Source organism: Amycolatopsis sp. 195334CR, from assembly GCF_017309385.1.
Taxonomy (GTDB): Bacteria; Actinomycetota; Actinomycetes; order Mycobacteriales; family Pseudonocardiaceae; genus Amycolatopsis.
Window position 1 is genome coordinate 684,235 of the sequence record NZ_JAFJMJ010000003.1, and the last position, 26,415, is coordinate 710,649.

At 71.3% G+C, this 26,415-nt stretch carries 28 protein-coding genes; 14 read left to right on the forward strand and 14 right to left on the reverse strand.

The features are described from left to right. Positions 1-76 precede the first annotated feature (76 nt). Positions 77-559 (forward strand): carboxymuconolactone decarboxylase family protein, encoded by a 483-nt coding sequence (locus JYK18_RS40250; protein ID WP_242583980.1) that lies wholly within the window; start codon positions 77-79, stop codon positions 557-559. Between the two features lie 12 nt (positions 560-571). Then, positions 572-1,312: an SDR family oxidoreductase gene (locus JYK18_RS40255; protein WP_206809146.1), complete on the forward strand. Its 741-nt coding sequence runs from the start codon at positions 572-574 to the stop codon at positions 1,310-1,312. Positions 1,313-1,321: 9 nt separating this feature from the next. Here JYK18_RS40255 and JYK18_RS40260 read toward each other — a convergent pair whose 3' ends face one another. Together JYK18_RS40260 and JYK18_RS40265 are read right to left on the reverse strand one after the other, a co-directional pair. Continuing rightward, the gene (locus JYK18_RS40260; RefSeq protein WP_206809147.1) at positions 1,322-2,518 is read right to left on the reverse strand and encodes an FAD-dependent monooxygenase; all 1,197 of its coding nucleotides are present in this window, start codon (positions 2,516-2,518) and stop codon (positions 1,322-1,324) included. Between the two features lie 5 nt (positions 2,519-2,523). After that, positions 2,524-3,951 carry an MFS transporter gene (locus JYK18_RS40265; RefSeq protein WP_206809148.1) on the reverse strand — a complete coding sequence of 476 codons (1,428 nt, stop codon included), beginning with the start codon at positions 3,949-3,951 and terminating at the stop codon, positions 2,524-2,526. A 102-nt stretch (positions 3,952-4,053) separates the two neighbouring features. Here JYK18_RS40265 and JYK18_RS40270 point away from each other — a divergent pair, with 102 nt between their 5' ends. From JYK18_RS40270 to JYK18_RS40285, 4 genes are all read left to right on the forward strand, one after another. Then, entirely contained in the window at positions 4,054-4,701 is a 648-nt protein-coding gene (locus JYK18_RS40270) for a TetR/AcrR family transcriptional regulator (protein WP_206809149.1), read from the forward strand. Positions 4,702-4,785: 84 nt separating this feature from the next. Then, entirely contained in the window at positions 4,786-6,063 is a 1,278-nt protein-coding gene (locus JYK18_RS40275) for a hypothetical protein (RefSeq protein ID WP_242583982.1), read from the forward strand. A 162-nt stretch (positions 6,064-6,225) separates the two neighbouring features. After that, positions 6,226-6,999 (forward strand): ABC transporter ATP-binding protein, encoded by a 774-nt coding sequence (locus tag JYK18_RS40280; protein ID WP_206809150.1) that lies wholly within the window; start codon positions 6,226-6,228, stop codon positions 6,997-6,999. Next, positions 6,996-7,757: an ABC transporter permease gene (locus tag JYK18_RS40285; protein ID WP_206809151.1), complete on the forward strand. Its 762-nt coding sequence runs from the start codon at positions 6,996-6,998 to the stop codon at positions 7,755-7,757. Before JYK18_RS40280 ends, JYK18_RS40285 begins: the two co-directional genes overlap by 4 nt. Here the strand turns inward: JYK18_RS40285 and JYK18_RS40290 are convergent. Then, positions 7,750-8,244: a DinB family protein gene (locus JYK18_RS40290; protein ID WP_206809152.1), complete on the reverse strand. Its 495-nt coding sequence runs from the start codon at positions 8,242-8,244 to the stop codon at positions 7,750-7,752. The genes JYK18_RS40285 and JYK18_RS40290 overlap by 8 nt on opposite strands. 109 nt (positions 8,245-8,353) lie before the next feature. Between JYK18_RS40290 and JYK18_RS40295 the strand changes: the two genes are divergently transcribed. Beyond that, positions 8,354-8,785 carry a hypothetical protein gene (locus tag JYK18_RS40295; RefSeq protein ID WP_206809153.1) on the forward strand — a complete coding sequence of 144 codons (432 nt, stop codon included), beginning with the start codon at positions 8,354-8,356 and terminating at the stop codon, positions 8,783-8,785. Here the strand turns inward: JYK18_RS40295 and JYK18_RS40300 are convergent. Next, a complete protein-coding gene (locus JYK18_RS40300) occupies positions 8,742-9,647 on the reverse strand; it encodes an alpha/beta hydrolase (RefSeq protein ID WP_206809155.1) in 906 nt (301 codons plus the stop codon). The two genes, JYK18_RS40295 and JYK18_RS40300, sit on opposite strands and share 44 nt — an antisense overlap. Positions 9,648-9,712: 65 nt before the next feature. Between JYK18_RS40300 and JYK18_RS40305 the strand changes: the two genes are divergently transcribed. Further along, the gene (locus tag JYK18_RS40305) at positions 9,713-10,243 is read left to right on the forward strand and encodes a helix-turn-helix domain-containing protein (RefSeq protein WP_206809158.1); all 531 of its coding nucleotides are present in this window, start codon (positions 9,713-9,715) and stop codon (positions 10,241-10,243) included. 58 nt (positions 10,244-10,301) lie between these two features. Further along, positions 10,302-11,594 (forward strand): BNR-4 repeat-containing protein, encoded by a 1,293-nt coding sequence (locus JYK18_RS40310; RefSeq protein ID WP_242583983.1) that lies wholly within the window; start codon positions 10,302-10,304, stop codon positions 11,592-11,594. Between the two features lie 6 nt (positions 11,595-11,600). Here the strand turns inward: JYK18_RS40310 and JYK18_RS40315 are convergent, their stop codons facing one another. Together JYK18_RS40315 and JYK18_RS40320 are read right to left on the reverse strand one after the other, a co-directional pair. Continuing rightward, positions 11,601-12,377, reverse strand: coding sequence for a citryl-CoA lyase (locus JYK18_RS40315; RefSeq protein ID WP_206809160.1), 777 nt, complete (start codon positions 12,375-12,377; stop codon positions 11,601-11,603). Continuing rightward, positions 12,374-13,510 carry a CaiB/BaiF CoA-transferase family protein gene (locus JYK18_RS40320; protein WP_206809162.1) on the reverse strand — a complete coding sequence of 379 codons (1,137 nt, stop codon included), beginning with the start codon at positions 13,508-13,510 and terminating at the stop codon, positions 12,374-12,376. The genes JYK18_RS40315 and JYK18_RS40320 overlap by 4 nt, the downstream gene beginning before the upstream one ends. Positions 13,511-13,680: 170 nt before the next feature. Between JYK18_RS40320 and JYK18_RS40325 the strand changes: the two genes are divergently transcribed. The 4 genes from JYK18_RS40325 to JYK18_RS40340 are packed head-to-tail and all read left to right on the forward strand — an operon-like array spanning position 13,681 to position 17,358. Then, entirely contained in the window at positions 13,681-14,547 is an 867-nt protein-coding gene (locus JYK18_RS40325) for a dioxygenase (protein WP_206809164.1), read from the forward strand. Next, a complete protein-coding gene (locus tag JYK18_RS40330; RefSeq protein ID WP_206809166.1) occupies positions 14,544-15,050 on the forward strand; it encodes a DoxX family protein in 507 nt (168 codons plus the stop codon). The genes JYK18_RS40325 and JYK18_RS40330 overlap by 4 nt, the downstream gene beginning before the upstream one ends. Next, positions 15,047-16,513 (forward strand): amidohydrolase family protein, encoded by a 1,467-nt coding sequence (locus JYK18_RS40335; RefSeq protein WP_206809168.1) that lies wholly within the window; start codon positions 15,047-15,049, stop codon positions 16,511-16,513. Before JYK18_RS40330 ends, JYK18_RS40335 begins: the two co-directional genes overlap by 4 nt. A 47-nt stretch (positions 16,514-16,560) precedes the next feature. Further along, positions 16,561-17,358, forward strand: coding sequence for an IclR family transcriptional regulator C-terminal domain-containing protein (locus tag JYK18_RS40340; RefSeq protein ID WP_206809169.1), 798 nt, complete (start codon positions 16,561-16,563; stop codon positions 17,356-17,358). Here JYK18_RS40340 and JYK18_RS47840 read toward each other — a convergent pair whose 3' ends face one another. From JYK18_RS47840 to JYK18_RS40370, 6 genes are all read right to left on the reverse strand, one after another. Then, the gene (locus JYK18_RS47840) at positions 17,359-18,468 is read right to left on the reverse strand and encodes a hypothetical protein (RefSeq protein ID WP_206809170.1); all 1,110 of its coding nucleotides are present in this window, start codon (positions 18,466-18,468) and stop codon (positions 17,359-17,361) included. After that, positions 18,465-19,559 carry a sensor histidine kinase gene (locus JYK18_RS40350; protein ID WP_206809171.1) on the reverse strand — a complete coding sequence of 365 codons (1,095 nt, stop codon included), beginning with the start codon at positions 19,557-19,559 and terminating at the stop codon, positions 18,465-18,467. The genes JYK18_RS47840 and JYK18_RS40350 overlap by 4 nt, the downstream gene beginning before the upstream one ends. 368 nt (positions 19,560-19,927) lie before the next feature. Next, positions 19,928-21,517: an alpha/beta hydrolase gene (locus JYK18_RS40355; protein WP_242583984.1), complete on the reverse strand. Its 1,590-nt coding sequence runs from the start codon at positions 21,515-21,517 to the stop codon at positions 19,928-19,930. 78 nt (positions 21,518-21,595) lie between these two features. Further along, positions 21,596-22,276, reverse strand: coding sequence for a response regulator transcription factor (locus JYK18_RS40360; protein WP_206809172.1), 681 nt, complete (start codon positions 22,274-22,276; stop codon positions 21,596-21,598). Beyond that, positions 22,264-23,415, reverse strand: coding sequence for a sensor histidine kinase (locus JYK18_RS40365; RefSeq protein WP_206809173.1), 1,152 nt, complete (start codon positions 23,413-23,415; stop codon positions 22,264-22,266). Before JYK18_RS40365 ends, JYK18_RS40360 begins: the two co-directional genes overlap by 13 nt. 233 nt (positions 23,416-23,648) lie before the next feature. Then, positions 23,649-24,614, reverse strand: coding sequence for an SDR family NAD(P)-dependent oxidoreductase (locus JYK18_RS40370; protein ID WP_206809174.1), 966 nt, complete (start codon positions 24,612-24,614; stop codon positions 23,649-23,651). Positions 24,615-24,698: 84 nt separating this feature from the next. Between JYK18_RS40370 and JYK18_RS40375 the strand changes: the two genes are divergently transcribed. Further along, positions 24,699-25,310 (forward strand): TetR/AcrR family transcriptional regulator, encoded by a 612-nt coding sequence (locus tag JYK18_RS40375; RefSeq protein ID WP_206809176.1) that lies wholly within the window; start codon positions 24,699-24,701, stop codon positions 25,308-25,310. Here the strand turns inward: JYK18_RS40375 and JYK18_RS40380 are convergent. Next, positions 25,283-25,594, reverse strand: coding sequence for an antibiotic biosynthesis monooxygenase (locus JYK18_RS40380; protein ID WP_206809177.1), 312 nt, complete (start codon positions 25,592-25,594; stop codon positions 25,283-25,285). The two genes, JYK18_RS40375 and JYK18_RS40380, sit on opposite strands and share 28 nt — an antisense overlap. Then, entirely contained in the window at positions 25,587-26,390 is an 804-nt protein-coding gene (locus tag JYK18_RS40385; protein WP_206809178.1) for a helix-turn-helix domain-containing protein, read from the reverse strand. Before JYK18_RS40385 ends, JYK18_RS40380 begins: the two co-directional genes overlap by 8 nt. Positions 26,391-26,415 lie beyond the last annotated feature (25 nt).

A 26,415-nucleotide genomic window follows, 5' to 3' on the forward strand; every position in this document is an offset into this window, starting at 1 on the left:
ACAGCTCCGCGTTGTCACAGGGGTCCGGGGGCGAGCGTCTGGTGTTCGCAAGCGTCAACCCACGGAAGGAAAACCCATGCAGGAACTCCGTTCGCGCATGCCCAACCCGCTCCAGTTCATCCCCGAACTGGCCGAGGTCAGCATGGGCCTGCACAAGATCATCGGCGACAGCCCGATCCCGTCGTCGACCATCACCCTGATGCAACTCCGCGCCGGTCAACTGCTCGGCAGCACGTACTTCGCCGTCCGCGACGCGGCAACCCTCCGCCAGGCCGGGGAGAGCGAGGACCGCATCACCGCGGTGGCGACCTGGCGGACCGCGTCCTGCTTCACCGACGCCGAACGGATCGCGCTCGAACTCCTGGAGGCCGTGCTCACCCCGAACCCGTTCGGCGAGCGCGTCCCGGATGCGTTGTACGCCAAGGCATCCCTGCACTACGACGACCGGGAGCTGTGGTCGCTCGTCGCGGTGATCGCCTACATCGGCTTCTTCACCCCGGCCGCGCTCATCGCCAAACCGATCCCGGGCCGGGTGCCCGGCGAGAACTACACCGACTAGGAGGCGTGGGAAGTGAACAAGTTCGCAGTGGCCGGCGCGACCGGGCGGCTGGGCCGCCACGTCGTCGACGTCCTCACCGAACGGGGGCACGAAGTGGTGCCGATGTCCCGCGCCACCGGCGTGGACGTGATCACCGGTGAGGGCCTGGCCGAAGCCCTCACCGGCGTCGAGGTCATCATCGACGTCGCGTCGTGGCACGCCTCCGAAGAAGGGGCGGCGGCGGAGTTCTTCCGCACCGCCGCCCGCAACCTCCACGAGGCCGGGCGACAGGCGGGAGCCAGGCGGATCGTCGCCGCCTCCATCATCGGCACGGACAAGGCCACCACCGGTTTTGTCGCCGCGCAGCAGGTGCACGAGAAAGCCGTCTTCTCCGGTCCTTTGCCCGCCCGGGTGGTGCGGGCCGCGCAGTTCCACGAGTTCGTCGGGCAACTGCTGGACTGGCAACAGGGCGACGTGGCCTACGTGCCGAGCCTGCCCACCCAGCTCGTGGCCGCGCGCACCGTGGCCGAAGAACTGGTCGACCAGGCCACCGACGACGAGCCGTGGTCCGGGCCGATCCCCGAGATCGCCGGGCCGCGCACGGAGATCATGGCCGAAGCGGCCCGGCTGCTCGGGGCGCGGCGCAACATCGAGGTGGTCGGCATCGACAACGTGCCCGACGGGGAACTCGCCGCCAGTGGGGCCTTCCTGCCCGGCCCGCACGCCAAGCTGGCCGGCCCCACCTTCCGGGAGTGGCTCGACGCCCAACCCTGATCGGGCGGTTCAGGCGCGCTGCACCTCGGCGATCGGCTCGGGCAGGGTGAGCGCGGTGTGGGCCGGTCGCCCGGATTCCGGCGGCATGGTGGTGAGGCCGCGAAGCCTGCTGTTGCGCTTCGCGAGCGCTTCGGCGGTGACCGGGAAGAGCGCGGCCTCCCCCACGCCGACCTGCGCCTGGTTCAGTTCGACGAAGCCGCGGGTTTCGCTTTCGTAGGCAGCGAAAGCGGCGGTGTGGTCGCGTTCGGTGGCCAGTGACCGGGCGAGCATGTAGGCGCCGACGAGGGCGATGCTGGAGCCCTGCCCGGTCAGGAACGACGGGGCGTAGGCCGCGTCACCGACGAGGGCGACCCGGCCGCTGGACCACCGCGGCAGGTGGATCTGGCTGACCGTGTCGAAGAACAGGTCGCCGGCCTCGTGCATGGCGGCGACCATCGCCGGGATTTCCCAGGCGTCGTCGGCAAAGGCGGCGGCGACGAGAGCACGTTGCGCCTGGGGGTCGCGGAAGGCGTCGTAGGGCGGTTCGGGGCGGGCGACGACGAGGAACCCGTGCACGTCGTCGCTCCCCTTGACCGCGTAGAGCGCCGCGCCCCGGCCCGGCGAACTCCAGAGCACACCTTCCTGCGCGAGGCCGAATTCGTTGGGCATGGTGAACCCGGCGAAGCAGTATCCGAGATAGCGGTGGTATTGCCGCTCGGGTCCGAAAACGAGTTCCCTGGTGCGTGAGTGCAGGCCGTCGGCACCCAGCACCAGATCGAATTCACGCCGCACGCCGCTGCGGAAAGTGACTTCGACGCCGCTTTTGTGTTCGGCGAGCGCGTCGATGGAATCGTTGAAAACGTACTCCACGTCGTCGCGGGTGATCCCGTAGAGGATTTCCGCCAGATCCCCGCGTCGCACCTCGACGTCGCTTCCGTCGACCCCGCCGACGACGGTCTGCGGGTGCACGGACGCCACCTCGCCGCCCTCGGCGTCGAGAAAGGTCAGCCGCTGCGAATCGATGTGCGCTTCCCTGAGCTGCGGCAGAATGCCCATCCGGCGAACGACTTCCAACGCCGTGCCGCGCACGTCGATCGGATACCCGCCACCCCGCAACGCGGCGGCTTTCTCCACCACCGTCACCTCGAAGCCGTACCGCCGCAGCCAGAACGCGACCGCCGGACCGGCGATGCTCGCCCCGGAGACCAGAACCGTACCCTTGTTCATTTTCCTCAACTCCTCGAAGAGACTTGACTGGCGCGGGTCTTCCGCACCAGCGGGAAAACCAGGACCGCGGCGAGCACGAACGCCACGGAAGCGATGGTGATGTAGGTGAACACGCCCATTCCGGAATTCACCGGTTCACCACCGGCGAGCACGGTGGTCGACTTGAGCACCGCGGCGCCGACGAAGTTCAGCACCACCGACCCGATCGCGACCACCACCATGACCAGGCTGGACACGATGCCCTGCCGTTCGGCGGGCGCCAGGCTGCCCGCCAGGTTGAAGCCGGAGGTTCCGAGCACGCCCACGGTGAAACCCAGCAGGAAGGCGAAGAACACCGCGGCGGGAAACTGGGAGACCCCGAGGAACATGCCGAGGGTGCCGACCGTGCCGAGCACGATCCCGCCGGCCAGCGTCGCGGCCGGACCGATGCGGGTGGCGACCACGCCGGACACCGGGCCGCCGAGCATCACGCCGATCCCCGGTGCGGCCAGCAACACCGCCAGCGCGCCCTGCCCGGCCAGTCCGTACCCGAGCCCCTGGCCCGCCGGGACGTCGCTGACCAGCGGGATGAGCTGGAGCATGCTCTGGTACGAACCGGTGCTGAGCACCAGGACGAGCAGCGTGAGCACCAGTGGCGTGCCGAGGTTCCGGACGTCGATCAGCGAATCGGGCTTCCGGCTCGACACCAGGAACCACCGCGCGAACGCCGTGACACCACCGGCTAGGAGGAGCAGCGGGACGACGGTGAACCAGCCGAACTCCGCGCCGAGGCTGACGTAGCTGAGCACCCCGGCGAGCCCGCCGCCGAGGAGGAGCGCGCCGCCGACGTCGATCCGGCCCGGGGTGGTGATCCGGGATTCGGGCACGATCCGGTGCACGCAGACCGCCATCGCGACGGCGACCACGGCCGAGATCAGGAACAGGATCTGGAAACCGAAATCGGCGGCCAGCTTCTCGGTGAGGAAACGGGAACCGATGTTGAGCACGGCGGACCCGGAGGTCACGATGCCCACCACGACCATGGCGATCCGGGGTGCGCAGACCTCGCGGACGATGGCCACGGAGAGGAACAGGGCGGCGACGGCCGCGCCCTGCACCAGGCGCCCCGGCACGAAGACCCAGAGGTTCGGGGCCACCGCGCAGAGCAGCGCGCCGGCGCAGCTGATCAGCAGGGTCAGCACGAGCACCTTGCGCTTGCCGTGGACGTCGGCGCTCTTGCCGAGCAGCGGCGCCCACATCACCCCGGCGAGCATCGCGCTGGCGTTGAGCCAGGCCGCCTGATCGGTGCCGAAGTGGTCGAGCATTTCCGGGAGGACGAGCAGCGGCGCGGTGATCGCCGTGTCGACCATGAAGTTGACCAGGACCAGAACGGCCACCAGCCCGATGAGCCGTCCGTTCCAGCTGGTGTGCGCGCCGGTCGTGGGCGGTCGCATGTAGGACTCCTTACGACGGGATTCCAGGAAGGCGGCCGGCCGGCTTCGCCAAAAACTACACTACACCGTGCAGTTTTTTACGGCTGAGAATACGATGAGAAGATGGCGACCCCCAGAGCGACCGCGCGGACCCCGGGCCGTCGGCTGCAGGCCGAGGCCAAGCGGACGGCCATCCTGGACGCGGCCGAGGCACTGTTCGTCTCGGACGGCTACGAACTCACCAGCGTGGACGCGATTTCGGCGCGGGCGGGGGTGTCCAAGCGGACGGTCTACGACCACTTCGGCGACAAGCAGACCCTCTTCCGCAGCGTGCTCGAGCGCACCAACGACGCCGTGGTGACGACCGCGCGGACGGCGATCGACGAAGAACTCGTCGACGGCCGGGACATCCGCGATGCCCTGCTCGGCTTCGCGCGCCGGGTCACCACGGAGATGTTCCCGGCCTCGGACTACGTGACCTTCCGGCGGCTGAGTTCGCAGGCCCCGGTGGCGCCACGGCTGCCGGAGGCGGTGCGCGACCAGCCCGAGCGGCTGATGGAGGAGCGGTTCGCGAAGTACGCCGCGGACGGCCAGCTCCAGCTGACCGATGCGCGCCGCGCCATGCAGCACTTCGTCGCCCTGACCATGCGCCTGGCGCTGGACGTCATCGATGAGGACCTGGACGGCACGGTGGGCCGGGCGCAGATCCTCGACATCCTCGCCGACGGCGTGGACGTGTTCCTCCGCGCCTACCGCGGGCCGCGGTACTGAGCACCGGGTGGGGTATCGACCGCCGGGCGCGCGGTCACTAGGCTCGAAACCCTTGGGGGATCGGACTTTTCTGGGGGTTCATCGATGTTCTTGTCACTGCGCCCTGCCCGCGTGCGGGTGCTCGTGCCCGCCGCCGCGGTGGCTTTCGCGGTCGTCGCCGCACCGCCCGCGCTGGCCGCCGAGGTCAGCGTGCCCTGCGATTCCGGCGCGCTGGTCCAGGCCGTCGCCGCGGCGAGCGGTTCCGCCGATCCGGACACCCTGTCCCTCGCGCCGGGGTGCGTGTACACCCTCACCGAGGCGGCCGAGCCGGGCTGGGTCACCGGAATGCCGGTGTTCAAGGGCGAAATCACCGTGCACGGCAACCACGCGACGATCGCCCGCGCCCCGGACGCGCCCCGGTTCCGGCTCGTGTTCAACTGGGGGAAGCTGACCCTTCACGACGTCACCATCACCGGCGGGCACACCCCCGACGGCGTCGGCGCCGACGCGTCCGGGCGGGGAAATCCCGGGGAGAGCGCGGGCGGGATCTACAACTGGGGAACGCTGACCATCGCGGGCAGCACCGTCACCGGCAACCGCGCGGGGGCGGGTGCGCCGGGGGCCGATGCCAGCGCCACCGCCGCGGCGGGCAAGGGCGGCTCGGGTGGTGCCGCCGGTGGCATCCTCTCGTCCGGGCCGGTGACCATCACCGGTAGCGCGATCACGGACAACAGCACGGGTGCGGGTGGCCGCGGTGGTGCCGGCTTTGGCACCAAGGCAGGCGGCCCCGGCGGCTCCGCCGGATTCGGCGGCGGTATCTACGGCCTCAGCGGGGGGACGCTGAACATCACCGGGAGCACCGTCACCGGCAACACCACCGCCGACGGCGGCCCCGGCGGCGACGGCGGCAACAGCACCGACGGCGTGGGGCTTGGTGGCGACGGGGGCATGGGTGGCTCAGGCGCCGGCGTGATGATGTCCGATCAGAACCGGCCGCGGCTTTCGGTGATCGCCTCGAGCACGGTCAGGGGTAACCGGGCGGGTCGCGGGGGCGACGCCGGGTTCGACGGCGCCGGGCAGTACCGCGGCTGGGCCGGTTACGGCGGCAGCGGCGGCGGCCTCGCCGTCTTCTACGACACGCTCACCCTCGACCACACCACCGTCACCGACAACACCGCGGGCGAACCCGGCGCCGGCACCTCCTTCCTCCCCGCTTCCGGCGGCGGCGTCTACCTGCTGGACGGCCGCGTCCTGTTCACCAACGGCGCCACCGTGACCGGCAACCACCCCGACGACTGCGACCCCAGCTGCACCGATCCCACCGCCACCCGGCAGGCCGGTCAGGACCAGCGAGCCGCCGAGGTGGCTCGGTTGGAAACCTAGAGTCGCTTCACCGGAGAAGGGCGCTGTCGCGGAGCTGCGACAGCGCCCTTTTTCGCGTCCGGGTCAGAATGATGCCGCCGATGGCTTGGCATGGCACCGATGGTGCGCCATAGTGGTGCCGCACAGCCGCCAAAGCGGCATTCGACAGAACGGACGAGCCGGATGACAACCAGACAGGCCAGGGGGCCTGCGATCCACGTGCAGGGCCTGGAAAAGTCGTACAAAACGCTGCACGTGCTGCGCGGGGTCGACTTCGACGTGGCACCGGGCAGCATCTTCGCGTTGCTCGGGTCGAACGGGGCCGGGAAGACGACCGTGGTGAAGATCCTGTCCACGCTGCTCAAGGCCGACGCGGGCAAGGCCACGGTCAACGGGTTCGACGTCGCCGCCAAGGCCGCGGACGTGCGCGAGTCGATCAGCCTGACCGGCCAGTTCGCCGCGGTCGACGAGATCCTCAGCGGCCGGGAGAACCTGGTCCTGGTCGCGAAACTGCGGCACCTCAAGGCACCGGGCAAGATCGCCGACGACCTGCTCGAACGGTTCGCGCTGACCGAGGCAGCGGGCCGCCGGGTGTCGACCTACTCGGGCGGGATGCGCCGCCGCCTGGACATCGCGATGAGCCTGATCGGCAATCCCCCGGTCGTTTTCCTCGACGAACCCACCACCGGACTCGACCCCGAGGCACGCATCGAGGTCTGGCGCGCGGTCAAGGACCTGGCCGCCCGCGGCACCACGGTGCTGCTGACCACGCAGTACCTCGACGAGGCCGAGCAACTCGCCGACCGGATCGCGATCCTGCACCACGGCCGCATCATCGTGAACGGAACACTCGACGAACTCAAGAAACTCCTCCCGCCCGCGAAAGTCGAATACGTCGAGAAACAACCCACCCTCGAAGAGGTCTTCCTCGCCCTCGTGGGGAGCGAACCGCGATGAACAAGTACTTCTTCGCCGACACCACCGTCCTGTTGGGACGGTCGCTGCGCCACGTCACGCGCAGCCTGGACACCATCATCACCACCGCGCTCATGCCGGTCGCGATGATGCTGATGTTCGTCTACGTCTTCGGCGGCGCGATCAAGACCGGCTCGGACTCGTACGTGAACTACCAGTTGCCGGGCATCCTGCTGATCACCGTCGCCTCCGGTGTCTCCTACACCGCGTTCCGGCTGTTCCTGGACCTGCAGGGCGGCATCTTCGAGCGGTTCCAGTCGATGCCCATCGCGCGTTCGTCCGTGCTCTGGGCCCACGTGCTCACGTCACTGGTGGCGAACCTGATCTCGCTGGTGGTCGTGGTCGGCGTCGCCCTGCTGATGGGATTCCGCTCCAGCGCGGGCATCCTGTCCTGGCTCGCGGTCGCTGGGATCGTGCTGCTGTTCACCCTGGCGCTGACCTGGCTCGCGGTCCTCCCCGGCCTGACCGCGAAGTCGGTGGACGGCGCGAGCGCCTTCTCCTACCCGCTGATCTTCCTGCCGTTCCTCAGTTCCGCCTTCGTCCCCACCGAAACCATGCCGGGCCCGGTGCGCGCCTTCGCCGAACACCAGCCGGCGACCTCCATCGTCAACGCCCTCCGCGCGCTCTACAGCGAGCAGCCCGTCGGCGGTGACATCTGGCTCGCGCTCGGCTGGTGCGCCGGCATCCTCGTGGTCGCCTACGCCTTCTCCATGGCCGCCTACCGCAAGAAGATCACCTGAGGATCTGCTCGCGCAGGATGTCCGCGTGCCCGCAGTGCTGGGCGAACTCGCGCAGCACGTGGAGGTAGACCCAGCGCAGCGGCAACGGGCCGCGCCGGTTGCCGCGGACCACGTCGTCCAGGTCCAGCGAAGCCGTTGCCTGACGGGACTTCTCGCAGGCGTCGCGGTGGGCCAGCTGGATCGAGGCGATGGTGTCCCCGTCGTCGAGGATGAACGATTCGTCCGGAGTGGCGGGAATGCCGATCTCGGCGCGGGACCGGCAGCTGATGGCTTCGTCGAACCAGACCTTCTCCACGAAGGTCGCGTGCTTCACCAGGCTCAGCAGGGTGGTGCGGGAGGACACCAGGGACCGGCGGGCCTGTTCCTCGGTCAGCCCGTCCAGGCAACTGTTGAGCGCACCGCGGTGCTCGTCGAGGAACGCCTCGAACTGGGCGCGGAACGGCAGGGCGATGGCGTCCTCGGTGGACACCGCGGTGCGGGAAGACATGGGCGAAGCATGGCACACCGGCCCGCGCGGGCCCGCTGCTTCTCCAAGACCCAGCAGGACGCCCTGCTCGGCGCGGTCGAGGACCGCACGGTGCGTACCATCCGCCGTCATGGTGGTGGCACTGCTCGTGCTCGGCGCGGCCGGGATGCCGGTGACCGGACTGCTCATCCGGCCGGACGTGCGGTGGGCGAGGCACGGGACAGAGATGTTCGCCGATCTCGGGTGGTTCGCCTGGCTGGGCTATCTCACCGTTTCCGTGGTCGTGCTGGCGGCCGGGCTGGCTTGGCTTCACCGCGGGACACCGAGCGGGCTGCGGCGGGCGGCAGGCGCGGCGACCGCGCTGCTCACGCTCACCGTGCTCTTCGGGGCGATCCACGTTTTTGTCGTCGCCGTCGGCTTCGGCGAGTCGGCGAGCGACAACAAGCCTTTGCCCGCAGCGGTTTCCGCGGCGGTCGGGGTCTCCGCGGTGGCCGCGCTGGGCTTCGCCCGCACACGCGTCAGCCGTCGAGGCGAGCCGCCAGCCAGCCGGAGACGAGGGTGAGCAGGTCCGCGTCGACCGGCTCGCGCAGGAGGCGGCGGTAGGAGCGGATGGTGTGGCGCCCGGGATCACCACGCAGCAGGTGCGTGAGGCCGGGCACGCGGTGGACCTCGGCACCGCCCGGCACCAGCCGCGCGATCTCGTCGAGGTCGGCGGGGTCGACCTGGATGTCCTTCTCCCCCGTCACCGCCAGCACCGGGGCGTGGATGGCGGCGAGCTGCGTCCGGGTGTCGTGGACCAGCATTTCCCGCATCCAGCGGGCGTTGAGCGGATTCCCGGCGATCCGGGTCACGTCGGTTTCGGTGGTCTTGACCTTGGCGAGCACGCGGTTGCCCAGCGCGCCGAGCGGGCGCCGCAGCAGGCGGACGGGGGCGGGCAGGCCACTGAAGATCGAGGCGGCCTGCCACCGCATCGCGTCCTCGCCGAGCCGGGCGAACCCCGCCAGCAGGACGACCGCGCGCAGGTCGTGGCGGGCGGCGAGGGTCATCGCGTGCAGCGCGCCCTCGCTGTGGCCGACCACCCCGACGGCCTCGGCGCGGACGGCGGGATGCGCGGACACCACCCGCAGCGCGGCGGCGGCGTCCTCGTAGTTGCCGGTGAAGCCCGAGGCCCGCCAGTCGCCGGGGGTCGCGCCCACACCACGCCGGTCGTAGCAAAGCGTGGCGATGCCCTTGGCGGCGAGCGCGGTGGCCAGCGGCGCCCCCAGGGCCAGCGCGATCTTCCCGGCGTTGCCGTGGCGGTCCACCGGGCCGGAGCCGTGGAGCAGGACCACCGCCGGGTGCGGGCCGGGCCCGTCGGGCAGGGACAGCGTCCCGGCCAGTGGAGTGCCGTCGTCCGCGGTCACCGTGAGGTCGGTGTCGAGCAAGGCCTTCTCCGTCCGCTCATTGTTATCAACTGTGAGAACGTTATCAGATGTGAGAGCATACGGGCATGGCCACCGCGGATTTCCTCCTCCACCCCGTCCGGCTGCGCATCGTGCAGACGCTGCTGGGCGCGGGCGAGCTGACCACCGCCCAGTTGCGCGAGCGGCTGCCCGACGTCTCCGCGGCCACCATGTACCGCCAGGTGGGGGCGCTCGCGCAGGCCGGGATCCTGGAAGTGGTGCGGGAACGGCCGGTGCGCGGCACGGTCGAGCGCAGTTACCGGGTGCGCCAGGAGAACGCGCTCGTCGACGCCGAAGCCCGCACCACCATGACCAAGGACGACCACCGCCGGGCCTTCACCGTGTTCACCGGGGCGCTGATGGCGGACTTCGACCGCTACCTCTCCCGTGAGGACGCCGAGCCCGCCCGCGAAGGCGTGCTCTACCGGCAGGGCGCGGTGTCGCTGACCGAGGAGGAATTCGCCGAGCTCGTCGAGGAAATCGAGGCGATGGTGGCGCGGCGCACCGCCGACGGCCCCGAGGACGGGCGCACCCGGCACCTCATCAGCGTGGTGATCGTGCCCGACCAGGCGGATTGACGGGCCCTTGTGTGAGCGGTAACACTGATTGGCAGCCAACAGTTTCCGGGGGTGCGCCATGGACCGTGCCGCGTTCTCCCGCCGGACGGCGTTCGGTGTGGTCGGCACCGTAAGTGCGGCGGCCCTGCTCGGCACCACCGGAGCGGCTTCGGCCGCCCCACTGCCCATCGCCCCCAGTGGCGCCTGGTGCTGGTTCGGCGGCCCGAGGGCGGTGCACCACCGGAAACACACCTACCTCGGCTACCTCACCGACTCCGGCCAGATCGTCGTCGCGCAGTACGACCACGAAACGGCGCGCCTTTCCCACGCCGTGCTGGCCGAGAACTTCGAGATCGACGACCACAACAACCCGGCGATCCACGTGCTGCCGGACGGGCGCCTCGAGGTGTACTGGACCGCACACGCGCGCAACATCCCGTTGTACTACCGCCGTTCCCGCCTTCCGGGAGACATCACCGGTGGCTGGGAACCGGCCAGGACCATCACCACGAACACCGTGGGCCAGTACGGCTGGACCTACACCACCGTCGCCCAGCTGTCCGCCGAGAAGGGCCGGAAGTACCTGTTCTGGCGGGGCGCGGACTTCAACCCCGCGTTCAGCACCACCGACGGTGGCGACCAGTGGACCGAGGCGCGGTCGCTGATCCAGGTCCCCGGCCAGCGGCCGTACGTGAAGTTGTGCACGAACGGCCGGGACACCATCCACTTCGCCTTCACCGACGGGCATCCGCGCAACGTGCACACCAGCATCTACTACGTGTACTACCGCGCGGGCCACCTCCACCGCGCCAACGGCGAGCGCATCGGTCCGCTCGGCACGCCGATCAGCCCGTCGCAGGCCGACAAGGTCTACGACGCGACCGGCCAGCCGAAGTCGTGGATCTGGGAGATCGCCACCGACCACTGCGAACACCCGGTCCTGGTCTACGCCAACTTCCCGGCCGACACCGACCACCACTACCGCTACGCGCGCTGGGACGGGAAAGCCTGGCAAGACCACCACATCACCGCGGCCGGCGATTCGATCAGCGCGGACGGCAAGGAACCGAACTACTCGGGCGGGATCTCGCTCGACCACGGCGATCCGGCCACGGTGCTGCTTTCGCGGCAGGCCCCCGGCGGCCGCCACGAGGTCGAACGCTGGCGCACCCCCGACGGCGGCCGCACCTGGACCGGTGAACCGATCACCCGGAACTCCGCCGAGCTGAACGTGCGCCCGTTCAAACCGGTCGGCCTCTCCGGGAATGACGCGATGAGCGTGCTCTGGATGGCCGGCGAGTACCCGAGCTACGTGGGTTATCGGACCCGCATCATGGCACTCGGCCCGGACGGGCGCGCTTTCTCGCTCTGACCCCGATCAGGGCTCGTACACGGCGTTGCGGTCCACGGCGAGGTAGATGTCGTTGGCCACCGGGCGGCGCAGTTCCTCGGCGAGGTGCCCGAGCAGTCCCGCGGCCCGCGCGAGCAAAGCGAACCCCCGCAACAGTTCGACGGGCAGGCCCAGGTCGGCCAGTGCCGCGCCGCAGACACCCGCGCCGTTGAGCGGCAGGGCACGGCCGAGCACCTCCGGTGCCACGCGGCCGATCGCCTCGAACAACGCCAGATGCGCGCCGTGGACGCCTTCCTCCTTGGCCACGCGGAGGATCACCGGCGTCCGGGGGTCCGCCTCCTTGTGCACCGGGTGGCCGAGTCCGGGCACCAGCCGTTTCGCCGCTCGCTGCCGTTCGAGCGCGGTGCGGGCGAGCGCGTCCCATTCGCCGTCGGTACCGGGAAGCGCGGCATCCGCGAGGACGTCGGCGAGGAAGCGGCCGGTGTCCTCGGTGACGCCCAAGAACCGCGAACCCCCGCCGAGCAAACCGGCCGCGAGGGCGCCTTGCACGGATTCCGGTGCGGACAGGAAGGTCAGCCGGGCCGCGATGGCCGTCGGGGTGAAGCCGTGATCGGCCAGTGCGACGAGCACCGTCTCGAACAGCCGTACCTCGCCCGCGCCGGGCCGTCGTCCGGCGGCGAGCCAGAACGCCAGCTCACCGAAGCCGACCTTGCCCATCAGGTCCTCGGCGAGGTCGTGGCCGAGCAGGCTGATGGTGGTGGCCTCCGAGGTGCCGATCGAGGTCGGGTACCGGGGCTCGGTCATGTGTTCTCCCCACGCAGCCACGCACGGAGCTCGACCCCGTGCTCGTCCAGTCCGGGCGGTGGCAGTTCGTGCCGGGTCGTGCTGGCGCTGAACCGGATCGGGTTGCGGATCATCGGCACGTCCCCGACCTCCACCACCGGTTCCAGGCCCAGTTCCCGCGCCAGCGCCACACCGCCGTCGACGTGGTTGATCGGCCCGCACGGCACACCGGCCGCCGACAGCCGCGCGAACCACTCATCGGCGGGGCGTTCCTTGAGCTTCGCGACGAGCAGCGGGCGCAGCTGCTCGCGGTTGGCCGTGCGCTCCTCGTTCCCGGCGAACCGCTCGTCCTCGACCAGCTCCGGCAACCCCAGTTCGACGCACAGCCTGCGGAACTGCCCGTTGTTCCCGGCGATCACGATGAGGTCCTTGTCCGCCGTGGGCAGCGGTTCGTAGGGGAACAGGCTCGGGTGCGCGTTGCCCATCCGGTGCGGCACCACTCCCCCGGCCACATACCCCGAGGTGTGGTTGACCAGCCCGGACAACGCCGACGACAGCAGGTTCACCTCGACGTGCTGACCGCGGCCGGAGGTGTGCCGGTGCTCCAGCGCGGCGAGCACGCCGATCGCGGCGTGCATCCCGGTCATGATGTCGAACACCGAGATCCCGGCCCGGTACGGCGGCCCATCGGGATCACCGGTGAGGCTCATCAGCCCGGAAGCCGCTTGCACCAGCAGGTCGTAACCGGGCAGCGCGGCCCCGGCGCCGGTGCCGAAGCCGGTGATCGAGGCGTAGACCAGCCGGGGGTTCGCGGCGCTGACCGTCTCGTAGTCCAGGCCGAACCGGCGCAGCCCGCCCGGCTTGAAGTTCTCGACCATGATGTCCGCGCGGGACACCAGTTCCCGTGCCGCTTCGAGGTCGCCGGCGTCGGACAGGTCCAGCGCGATCGCCCGCTTGTTGCGGTTGATGCCCAGGTAGTAGGTCGACACGTGGTCACGGGCGGGCGGCATCCAGGTGCGGGTGTCGTCCCCGCCCGGCGCCTCGACCTTGATCACCTCGGCCCCGAGGTCCGCCAGCAGCATCGTGGCGTACGGCCCGGCGAGGATGCGCGAGAAGTCGGCGATCAGCAGCCCGTCGAGCGCTCCACCGGTCATCCGCGCCTCCTCCATGCAGGCTGTCCGCGATACGGACAGCTGACCGTCATACTCCGATGGACGGCACTGACCTGTCAATCCGGCATCCACACCCTTGCGACGCCCACTCGTCGGCGCCACAATGGTCGCTTAACGGACAGTTGTCCGCTAGATCCGGAACGAGGTCACCGATGGCTTTTGTCAACGAGGACAACCTCACCGAACTCGCCGGGCAGCGCTGGGCGAGCGCGCACGACCCGCGGCTGGCCGAGCTGATCACCGCCCTCGTCCGCCATCTGCACGAGTTCGCCAGGGAAGTGCGCCTGACCGAGGACGAATGGGCCGCGGCGATGGACTGGCTCGCCGCGACCGGGCGGATGAGCGACGAGAAGCGGCAGGAGTTCATCCTCGCCTCCGACGTGCTCGGCCTGAGCACGCTGGTGGTCCAGCTCAACAACCGGTTCACCGCCAAGGCGACGCCCGCCACCGTGCTCGGCCCGTTCCACATCGACGGTTCGCCGCCCGCGGAATTCGGCTTCGACATGGCGGCCGGGCTCGACGGCACTCCCCTGTTCATCACCGGCACGGTCACCGACACCGGCGGCACTCCCCTGCCCGGCGCCGTGCTCGACGTGTGGCAGGCCGACACCGACGGCTACTACGAATCGCAACTACCCGAGGTCGACGAAGCCCGCCTGCGCGCGAAGTACCGCGCTCGCGAGGACGGCACCTACTGCGTGCGCACGATCGCGCCGAAGGGGTACTCGATCCCGATGGACGGCCCGGTCGGCGACCTGCTCAGCCGCACCGGGATCAGCCACTTCCGGCCCGCCCACGTGCACTTCATGCTCGACGAACCCGGCCACCGCAAGCTGATCACGCACCTGTTCCAGGAGGGCGCCGACTACCTCGACACCGACGTCGTCTTCGGCACCAAGGACGCGCTCGTCGTGCCGTTCACCGAGCGCCCGGCCGGGCCGAGCCCGGACGGCGGGCACCTCGACCGGCCGTTCCTGCACGCCACCTTCGACTTCGTGCTGGAGCCGACGCCGTCATGAGCGCGGACCTCGGGCTGCTGCTGTTCCGCTTGCTGCTGGCCGGTTTGCTGTTCGGGCACGCCACGCAGAAGCTGTTCGGCTGGTTCCACGGCGCGGGCGTCGACGGCACCGCCGCGGTGTTCGAGCAGTGGGGCTTCGTGCCGGGCCGGCGGATGGTCGTGCTCGCGGCGCTGGCCGAACTCACCGGCGCGGCGTCGATCGCCACCGGACTGCTCACCCCCGGCGGTTGCGCGGTGGTGGTCGGCACGATGACCGTCGCCGCGGTGGCGACCGCGCCCAGCGGGTTCTGGGCCCAGCGGGGCGGCTGCGAGGTCCCGTTCTGCTACGGCGCGCTGGCCGCCGTGCTCGCCTTCACCGGTCCGGGCGCGTGGTCGCTCGACCACGCCTTCGGCCTGCTCGACGCCGGACTCGGCTGGGGCCTCGCGGCACTGGCCACCGGTCTCGCCGCGGCCGCCGTCCCCCTGCTCCTGCGTGCTTCCCCACAACGAGGTGACCCGACATGACCACCACCCCACCGGCCGCCGGGCGGCCCATCCTCTTCCGCGGTGCCACCGTGCTGTCCATGGATCCCGCGATCGGCGTGCTGGAGGGCGGTGATCTCCTCGTCCGCGGTGAACGCATCGAAGCGGTCGGGCGCGACCTGCCCGCACCCGCCGACGCCGAGGTGATCGACGCGAGCGGCGGCATCCTCATGCCCGGCATGGTCGACACCCACCGGCACATGTGGCAGACCGCGCTGCGCGGCTTCGGCGCGGACTGGACGCTGTCCCAGTACTTCGTCTTCTACTACCTCAACTGGGGCAAGATCTTCCGGCCCGAGGACATCTACGCGGGCAACCTCGCCTCCGCCGTGGAAGCGCTCGACGCGGGCGTGACGACCACAGTGGACTGGTCGCACGGCCTGTGGACGCCCGAACACGGTGACGCGGCCGTCGAAGCACTGCGTGCGGTACCCGGCCGGTGGGTCCTCGCCTACGGGAACCTGCTCGGCGCTCCTTGGGAATGGGCCGACTCGGCGGAGTTCCGCGCCTTCGTCGACCGGCACTTCACCACCCGCGACGACCGGTTCGGCCTGCAGCTCGCCTTCGACGTCACCGGTGACGCGAACTTCCCCGAGCGCGGCGCGTTCGAGGCCGCACGCGAACTGGACCTGGCGGTCACCACGCACGCCGGGGTGTGGGGCGCCACCGGTGACGACGGCATCCGGCTGATGTGGGAGCACGGCTTCATGCGGCCGGACGTCACCTACGTCCACGCGTGCAGCCTCAGCGAGGACTCGTACCAGCGCATCGCGGCATCCGGCGGCTCGGTGTCGCTGGCCACCGAGAGCGAGCAGAGCGCGGGCCAGGGATACCCGCCGAGCTGGCGCCTGCGCCGCCACGGGATTCCCGTCTCGCTGTCGATGGACACGAGCGTGTGGTGGAGCGCGGACCTGTTCTCGGCCATGCGCGCTACGCTGTCCGCCGACCGGTCCCGGGAGCACCTCGAAGCACACGCGGACAACGAAACCGTGGCGCACAACCGGTTGCGCGCCGAGCACGTGGTCGAATGGGCGACCATGGGCGGGGCGAAGGCGCTCGGCCTCGACGAGGTCATCGGCTCGCTGACCCCGGGCAAGAAGGCGGACGTCGTCCTGCTCCACAACGACCGGTCGCCGGCGATGTTCCCGATCCTGCACCCGTACGGCCACGTGGTGTTCCAGGCGGGCCGCGGTGACGTGCACACCGTGCTGGTCAACGGCGAGGTGGTGAAGTACCGGCACGAACTCGTCGGCGTCGACCTGGCCGCGGCCCGGTCCGCCGTGGCGTCCACGGTCGACTACGCCCGCGGTGAGATCGGCGAGCCGGACTGGGCCGCCTGCCTGTCGCCGGAGATCCCGTCGGCCGAACCGATCGCCAACCCGTACACCTACGCCGAATACCGCGGTGAGGGCGTGGCGGTGCGGGGCGCGGGCGACGGGGGTTGATTACAGTTACCGGCGACCAGCCCGCCCACCGTGGAAGGACGACGCAGATGCGCCGGGACGCCCGCCCGGACTTCATCGAGGCCCTCGCGCGAGGCCTCGACGTGCTCCGCGGTTTCGAGCCGGGACGTCCGCACCTGTCGCTGAGCGAGGTGGCCGCGCGGGCCGACCTCGCCAGGCCCACCGCGCGCCGCATCCTGATCACGCTGGAGGAACTGGGTTACGTCCGCAGTGACAGCGCGGGCTTCTCGCTCACGCCCCGGGTGCTGGAACTCGGCATGGCCTACGTCGGTTCGCAGAACCTGTGGGAACTGGCCGAACCGCACCTGCGCGACCTCGTCGCCCAGACCGGCGAGTCGTGCTCGGTGGCCCAACTGGACGGCTCGGACATCACCTACGTCGCACGGGTGGCGGTGCCCAAGCTCGTCACGCTCGCGGTGACCATCGGCACGCGGTTCCCGGCCGTGCAGACCTCGCTCGGCAAGGTCCTGCTCGCCGCGCTCGACGCCGACGAACTGGGCCGCCTGCTCGACACCCCGAGCCGGTCCGGCATCGAACCGCGGTGGCGGCCCGAGCGCGAGGAACTGGACGCCGTGCTGCGCGACGTCCGCGCGAAGGGCTGGGCGGTGACCGACCAGGACCTCGCGCTCGGCATCCGCTCGGTCGCCGCGCCCATCCGCAACGGGCAGGGCCGCACGGTGGCCGCGGTCAACGTCAACGCCCACGCCGCCGAGACCCCGGTCGGCCACCTCGTCGACCACCACCTGCCGCTGCTGCTGCGCACCGCGGGCGCCATCAGCGCCGACTGGGCGGCCTGGGAGGCCCGGCCCATCACCACGGCGAGCTGATCAGGCCGGGCGCCACTGGGCCTCCATCCACACGGTCCCGTCGCCGCCGAAGGTCTCGACCCGCACGTCGGGGGTGGCCGGTGGCGGGGCGGCCGACTCCTCGCTGTCGGCGACCACGCTGACCGCCACCAGGTCACCGCTGCCGACCACGGTGACCCGCGCCCACGACTGCGCGGTGGCGAGCGCGGTGAGCGCGGCGTCGGTGAGGTCGCGCCGGACGGCCACCGGCGGCACCGGCCACTGCCCGCGCGCGTCCAGTTCCACCTCGACGCCCTTGCGGTCGGCGATGTCCGCGCAGTGGCGCAGTTCGTGCAGCAGCGGGTTCTCCACCGTGTCCGTTTCGGCGAACAGGCGGCGCATCCTGGCCGCCTCGATCGCGGAATCGCGCTGCACCAAGGGATCCGACGGTTTCAGCGAGCCGTCGGCGAGTCCTTCCAGCAACGGCACCGTGGTGCCGGCCAGTTCGGTGAACCGTTGCGTCCGGCGGCGGCGCGCGGCGTTCGCCACGGCTTCGGCGGTGCGGGCCCGTTCCAGTTCCCTGGCCGCCCTGGCCGCCTCCGCGCCCATCCGGCCGAGCACGACCACCACCACGGCCACCACCAGCGGCAGGCCGAACACCGTCACCGTGGTGGTGGCGAACCGGGTCAGCGTGGCCAGGTTCGCCTCGCCGGCCAGGAAGATGTTCCCCAGCGCGAGCAGTTCGTTCAGCACCAGCGCCGCCACCACCGTCCTCAGCGGACGGTCGAACAGGACGACCACCAGCACCCAGCCCGCCGAGGCGAACATCCAGTCCACCGTGGTCGAGATGCTGCCCTCGGGCAGGGTCCGGTAGGACAGCACGGCCGCGCCGAACACCACGGCGGCGCCGGGCAGGCACAGCGCTCCCCACGGGCGGCGCCGGGCCACCAGCACCGCCTCGGTGGCCAGCACCACGGTCAACGCGGCCATCGCCCCGAACTGGGCCGCCGGGATCTCGTAGGCCTCCCGGTGCCGCACCAGGTTGAGCATGCCGAGCACGTTGTTCGTCAGCACGGCGAGGAACAGGGTGGCGATCCGCAGCCCGCGCTGCAGCTTGATCCGGGTCTGCTCGTCCTCGCCCGCCCCGCTCACGACGACCACTCCAGCCGCACCACGGTGCCCGCACCTTCGGCCGAGGTGACCGCGGCCGAGCCGCCGATCCGGTTCATCCGGCCGTGCACGGACTCCCGCAGCCCGCGCCCGGTGGCGGTGGCGCCGGTGAACCCCCTTCCCGCGTCGGCGATCTCGACCCACAGCCCGCGTGGATCGCCGTCCAGCCGGACCGTGGCCCGGTCCGTCCCGGCGTGGCGGCGCACGTTGTTGAGCGCCTCCCGCGCCGCGCCCGCGATCGCGCTGGCCACGTCGAAGCGCAACGGCAGCCGCGGTGGTGCGGTGAGGTCGACGGTAAGGTGTTCGGTGTCGAGGTCCGCGCGCAGCAGGTCGACGAGATCGACCTCCTCGGTCGCCGTCCCGTCGTAGGTGCGCAGGCGGTCGAGGTCGCGCCGCGCCTGCGGGGCCAGCCAGTCCGCGCCCGAGGGCACCTGCCCGATGCCGACCATCAGCAGGGTGGTGGCCGCGGTGTCGTGCAGCGAATTCGCCAGCTCACGCTCTTCCGCGCGTTCGGCCTCCGCCACCGCGGCCTCCCGGCGCGCCTGCTCGGCCTCGGCGGCGGTGCGGTCGGCGCGCTCGCCCGCGCGGGTGACCAGCACCCACGCCGCCCTGGAGCCCAGTGCCATCGCGATCGTCCACCCCGGCACCCCGTTCATGGTCAGCCCGGCCAGGCCGAAGATGACGATCATGCCGGCGCTGGACACCACGGCCGCGGCGAAGCCGACCCACGGTCCGGTGTGCCACTGCCAGGTCACGCACGCGACGGTGACCAGCACGCGGATCCAGTCGGAGTTCGAGGTCGCCGCCGCATCGGTCCAGAACACGCTGAGGCACAGCACCAGCAGGACCACCACGTCGACCACGGCGGACAGCTGGCCGCCCCGGCTCAGCCACCACCCGTAGACAAAGGTCCAGCCGACCGCGAGGGCGACCATCAACGCGGTCGCGGCGAATCCCTCGGCGGAGGCGCTCACCAGTGCGACCACGGCGATCGGCGGCAGGACCGCGAGCCGCACCGCGAAAACGAACCGGCGGCCGAAGCCCCTCAACAGCCGTACGGCTTCACCCGCCACCTGTCACCTCAACTCGGTCGACCGACGCGAGCGTGAGGTTACCGGTTTCCCGGGCGCCGGGCGGGGGCCTGCCCGCCCGGCGCCGTCGCCTAGCAGACGAGCAGGGACAGCGCGCGGCGTTGCCCATGGTCGCGGAAACGTGGTTTTCCAGCCCTGGCGCGGGATCCCAGTCCGCGGCGGGGGCAGCACCCGCCAGACATCGCGGTCGGTGCGGTCCAGCCCGGCCCCTGTCCGATCAGTGGATCCCAGGGTGCCCGGCACCCTGCCCACCGAGCGATTCTTCGGCCGGCCGGCCGAATTGTCGACTGCCTGAAGGCATGAATACCGAGCACACCCGGGTCATCACCGGATCACCTTGGGTGACCGCGCTAGTTCGCCACCGGCGGCTTCGTGGTGGCGGGCGGCACCTCGCAGACCGTGCCGCCGGCGGGCAGGACCCCGTCGATCAGCGTGGCGTCCACCGCGTTGTCGATGCACGGCCCACTGCGCCGATAGGAGGTGTGGCCGACGCCCTCACGGGTGAGCAGCACGCTGTTCTCCAGCGTCTTCGTCATCTCCTCGGCCCAGTGGTACGGGGAAACGTTGTCCAGCCTGCCGCCGACCACCAGGATCGGCGGGGCACCGGCGCCGGTGAGCGGCTCGCCGAAGTGGTCCTTGTTCGGCGCGGGCCACCGGGCGCAGTTGAGCGCGCTGTACCCGGCCCGGCCGCCGAGCCGCTTGTCGCGGGCGGCGACCTTCTTCGCCATGGCCGTGTGCGCGGCGAGGTCACCCGGCGTCTTCCAGTCGGCGCAGCGCACCGCGGTGTGCGGCTCCTGGAGCGTGGCGAACGGACCGCCGAACGGCGCGACGGTGACCTTCGAGACCAGGAAGTGCAGCAGCGTGCCGTTGCCCTGCTGCGCGGCCATCAGGCCCGCGGTGAGCGTGGGCCACAGCACCGAAGTCCCCGCGCCCGCCCGCACCGCTTCGAGGGCCATGGCGCCGTCGAGCGGTCCGCCCGGCGTGAGGCCCTCCACCGGCGGGACCTGAAGCGGCTGCTTCTCCAACTGCTTGATCAGCTTGTCGAAAGCGGCTTCCGGCTTCCCGTCACCGAACGGGCACACCTGAGGCCCTTCCTCGCGGCAGGTCTTGAACCACGCGTCCAGCGTTTCCTCATTGGACCGCGAGACGTCGTCGAGCAGGGCCAGCGGGGCGTTCTGCCAGAGTCCGGTGTGGACCGGGGCGTCGATCACCATCTGGCGCACGCGGTCCGGGAACAGCGTGGCGTACATCGGGCCGACCACCGTGCCGTAGGACATGCCGTAGTAGCTGATCTTCTCCTCGCCGAGCGCGGCGCGGAGGTGGTCGATGTCGCGGGCGACGTTGTCGGTGGACAGGCTCGCCAGGAAGTCCGGGCTCAGGTGGGCCACGCAACCCTCGGTGAACGTCTTGGCGTCGGCGATCAGTTCCGGCAGCGGCTTCCCACCGGGCACGGCCGGATCGAGGTCGGCCTTCGTGGCCTCGGCGCGCTGCTCGTCGGTGAGGCAGCGAACGGCACCGGAGTCACCGACCCCGCGCGGGTCCATGCCGACGATGTCGAAGCGGGCCAGCAGCGCGTCCGAGAACGGGCTGGTCGCGCTGCCGGGGGCGATGGACTCGATCAGGTCGGTGGCGGGCACCCCCGGCCCGCCCGCGTTGATGAACAGGCTGCCGACGCGCTGGGCCGGATCGGTGGCGCGGTGGCGCTTGACCTTGAGCGGGATCCGCGCGCCTTCGGGAGCGCTGTACTCCAGCGGAACCTCGACCGTCGCGCAGTCCAGATTGGGCCCGCACTCGCTCCAGGCGATGGGCGCGGGCTGCGGTGAGCCGGGTTCCGGCGACGCCGCCGGGGTACCGGCGCAGCCGGTGAGCACCAGCGCGGCGGCGGCGAGCGCGCCGGCGAGCCGGGGCCGGGTACGGGTGAGTGCGGTTGTTCCGGGCATGGCACGGAAGCTAGGGCGACCACCCGGTCCGGCGGATCGTCCGGCGGGTCCGACCCGCCGGACGAAAGTCGGAGCGTCTCAGTCCGGGAGGTCGGCGTCGTGCACGAGCAGGGCGATCTGCACGCGGTTGTTGAGGTCGAGCTTGGTGAGGATCGCCGAAACGTGGGTCTTGACCGTGGTCAGCCCGAGGTGGTGGCGGGCGGCGATCTCGGCGTTGGAGCGGCCGGTGGCGATCTCGACGGCGACCGCGCGTTCCCGGTCGGCGAGCTGGTCGAGCCGGCGGCGGGCCACGTCCCGGCGGCTGTCCTGCTCCGGCTCCGCGACCTTGGCGATGAGCCGCCGGGTCACCTCCGGCGACAGCACGGGACGCCCCTGGGCGGCTTGGCGGATCGCGACGACCAGTTCGTCCGGCGGGGTGTCCTTGAGCAGGAACCCGGCGGCCCCGGCCCGCAGCGCCCGCAGGATGTGCGCGTCGGCGTCGAACGTGGTGAGCACGATGACCTGGGGCGCGGACGGACGGCTCCGCAGCAGCTCGGTCGCGGTGAGCCCGTCCGTGCCCGGCATCCGGATGTCCATCAGCACCACGGCCGGGTGGTGCCGCCCGGCCAGCTCCACCGCCTCCGCGCCGTCGCTCGCCTCGGCGACCACCCGCAGGTCGGGGGCACCGCGCAGCATGATGTTCAGTCCGAAGCGGACGACCGGGTCGTCGTCGGCGACCAGCACGTCGATGGTCGGTACGGGGTTGGTCACGTCGGCCACGGTAACCACATGCGCACCCGCCAGCCGCCCGAGGCCGTCGGACCGTAGTCGAGCCTTCCGGCTACGAGCCGCGCCCGCTCGGCCAGCCCGCGCAACCCCTCCCCCGAGCTTCCGGGGGACTGCGCCTGCGTCGACCGGGTGTTGACGATCTCGGCGATCAGGTGTTCGCCGGGCTGCCCGGTGATGTGCACGACGACCGCCGCGTCCGGCGCGTGCTTGCGCACGTTGGTCAGGCTCTCCTGCACGACGCGGTAGAGCGTGCGGCCCTGCGTCGCCGGGAGGGTTCCGCCACCGGTCGTCACCCCGGTCTCGTCCCGCAGGTCGACCGCGGTGCCCGCCTGGGTGGCCTCGTCGATCAGCTCCAGGACGTCCTCGACCACCGGCAACGGCAGTTCCCCGACCGGCGCCCGCAGCACGCCGATCACCTCGCGGAGGTCCTGGAGGGCGCGGTGGGCGTTCTCCCGGAGCACCTCGGCCACCCGCGCGACCTCGTCCGCCGACGCTTCGCGGTAGTAGCTCAGCGCGCCCGCGTGCACGCTAACCAGCGACAGCCGGTGGCCGAGGACGTCGTGCATCTCGCGCGCGAGTGCTTCACGGGCCTCGTGCTGGGAACGTTCGGCCCGCAACCGCGCCTCGACCTCGGCCGCCGCGGCCCGTTCACGCAGGGACGCCACCAGCTCGCGGCGGCTGCGCACGGACATCCCCCACGCCACCACCGCGATGTGCCCGAGCACGATGGCGGTGAACACCATCAGCGGCGGGGCCATCGGCTCGGGCCGCAGCAGCTGGTAGGCGCTCAGCGCGACCACGCTGGCCGCGCAGAGCACCGCGGTGGCGCGGGTCGAGCCGTGCACCGCCACGGTGAACAACGCGAAGACGGCAGGCCCGGACGCCGCCTCGGAGAACACGCTCGCCGCGATCAGGACGGTGGCCAGCACCACCGGGAAGCGGCGGCGCCACCAGAGCGCGACGCAGCCGAGCGCCCCCATCGCCCAGTCCGCGTAGAGCACCCAGACCGGGGCGTCCGGCAGGTTCACCCGCCGGAACGCCGCGATCACCCCCACCGAGGCGGCCAGCAGGAACAGGACGGTGTCGACCACCCAGTCCCGCGTCGTCCGGCCGCCCGTCGCATCACTCATCGGGCCCAGCCTAGGAGACCCCCGGCCGGGCGGGCCCCTCAGCGGTCGTAGTCGGCGAAGCACCGCGAACATCCGCGGTGGGTGCCGGGCGGACTGGTGGGACGAGATCGTCAACCGGCGCACCGGGGTGCGGGCTTCATCGCGCAGTGGCCGGTGCGGCGGCGGCCGGTCCACCCGGACCGACGTTCCGGGCGGCGAGACCCGGTTCTGCTCACCCACGCCACGCGCTGAGCTCAGTCCTTGTCGAGCTCCGCGTTCACCATCGCCTCGAACGCGTCCCGCCCCTGGACGCCCAGCGCTCCGCCGAGCGCGGTCGCCAGCCGGTCGAACGGGTCCTCGAGTGGTTGCGCCGCCAGGCTTTCCGCGAGTTCGGCGACCGTCCACAGTGCACCGTCCTTGGTGACCTGCGCACCCCGCGCCCAGCCGTGGTTGACCGCGATCGAGCCCCCGCGCACCGACAGCACCTGCCCGGTCAGCGGGCAGCCCTCGCTGACCAGGTAGGCGACGAGCGGGGCGACCACGGCCGGGTCCTTCGGGTCCAGCTGCCCGTCCGGCGGGGCCTGGTCCATGCCGGGCACCGGGTTCGTCAGCCGGGTGCGCACCATCGACGGGCTGACGCAGTTCACCCGGACGCCCAGCCGCCGCAGTTCCAGCGCGTGCACGGTGGTCATGGCCGCGACCCCGGCGTTCGCCGCCGCGTAGTTCGTCTGCGTGGGCAACGGGTTGAGCAGGCCGGAGCCGGACGCGGTGTTGACGATGGCGCGGTCCGCGCGCTCCTGCCCGCGCCAGTACACCGCGGCCCAGTGGCTCACCGCGAAGGTGCCCTTCAGCTTGACCGCGACCACGTCGTCGAACTCCGCTTCGGTCAGCCGTTCGAGGCCCTTGTTCACCTCGATGGTGGCGTTGTTGACCACCGCGTGCAGATCGCCGAACTCCGCGACGGCCCGGTCGACCATGCCCCGGGCGGCCGCCCAGTCGGCGACGCTGCCGGTGTCGGCCACCGCCCGCCCGCCCCGCGCGCGGATCTCGTCCACCACGGCGGCGGCGATTCCGCCGTCGCCACCACGCCCGTCGATCTCCACGCCGGGGTCGTTCACCACCACGTTCGCGCCGGCGTCCGCCAGGTACAGCGCCTCCGCCCGGCCGATCCCGCGCCCCGCCCCGGTCACCAGCACCGTCCGGCCCGCCAACTCGCCCATCGTCACTCCTTCTCGCGCAATCAGTGCACTCAGTATACTCATGCACTGGGTGTATTGAGTTACGCGGTGCACTAGGCTCGCCTCGTGCCAGACGAAGTGGGGCGTCGAGAACGCAAGAAGCAGCTGACCCGGCAGGCGCTGGTGGACGCGGCCGTCCGCCTGTTCACCGAACAGGGCTACGACCGGACCGGGGTGGCCGACATCGCGGAGGCCGCCGACGTCAGCAAGCGCACGTTCTTCCTGCACTTCGCCGCCAAGGAGGACGTGCTGCTGGCCGACAGCGAAGCCAGGGCCGACCTGGCCGTGCGCGCCATCGAAGAGCGACGGCCGGACGCGCCGATGCGCGAGGTACTGGCCGAAGCGGCGGCACGCATGATCGACAACACCACCGCCGGGGACCTGCCCGCCGGACTGGCGGCGCTCCGCGCGCGGCTGGTGGTCACCACGCCCGCGGTGCAGGCACGCGTGCTGCACACCACCTTCACCGCCCAGGCGCGCATCGCCGCGGCGCTGCGTGAGGCCTACGACCTCGACGACATCACCTCGGCGAGCATCGTCGGCGCGCTGATGGGCGCCATCAGTGCCGCCGCCGTCACCAGCCTCCAGCTCGGCGAGCCGCCCGAGCGAACCCGCGCCGCGATGCAGCAGGCAACCGAAATCGCCTTGTACTACCCGGAAATCTCCACCACGACCTGATAGAGCGCCGGGTTGGGCGTGGCGACCCGCGCGGCCTCGGCCACCGACGACTGGAACTGCCCGTGGCTCTGCGTCGCCGCCCGCCACTCCTCCTCGCTGTCCCAGTGCGCCACGTTGACGAGCTGGAACCGCGAGTCCGGCAGCAACGCGCGGTGCAGGCGGACATCGCGGAAGCCGGGCGCGCCCCGGAGCAGTTCGGCCCGCTCCCGCCAGTGGCCGACGAACTCGTCCACGCGGTCCGCGTCGATCTCGAAAACGTTGATGAAGGTGACGCCGTCACTCATGCTGGTCAGTCCCCAGTGCTCGCAGTGCTTGGGTGGTGAATTCGTCCAACGGGTAGAACAACTCGATCGCCAGCTCGGACAACGTCACGTCGGCGGGCGCCCCGAACGTGGCCATGGTGCTGAACATCGACAGCTCGCCGTGCGGGGTGCGGATCCGCAGCGGAACCTGGATCGGGCTCGGCGGGTGCCCGGTTTCGCCGTCGTCCTCGGGCACGGGGTACCGGCTGACTTCGTCGTACAGTTCACGCAGCCGCGTGTCCCCGGTGGCGTTGACCTGGCGGAGCAGCCGGTCCAGGAACAGGGCCCTGACCTCGCCGAAGTTGACCAGCCGCGAGGCCAGCCCGTCGGGGTGCAACGCCAGCCGGTACACATTGGACCGTGGCGTCAGCAGGTGCGGCGGGATGCCGTCCATGAGCACGCCCATGGCCCGGTTGCCGGTCACCAGGTTCCACTGGCGGTCGACCACCACCGCCGGGTACGGCTCGTGCGCGGTCAGCATGGCGTCGAGCGCCGAGCGGATCGACGCCATGCCCTCCTCGTCGAGGCTGCTTTCCAGGTAGGCCGGCGCGTAGTCGGCGGCCAGCAGCAGGGTGTTGCGCTCGCGCAGCGGAACGTCCAGCGCCCGGCACAGGCGCAGCACCATCGTCCGGCTCGGCCGGGCGCGGCCGGTCTCCACACAGGACAGATGCCGGGCGGAGGTGTCCGCCAGCAGCGCGAGGTCGAGCTGGCTGAGCCGGCGCCGATGCCGCCAATCCCGCAGGAGCACCCCCACCCGGACCTGCTGCTCGACCACCATGCCCCGAAGCCTAGCCAGGCCGGGT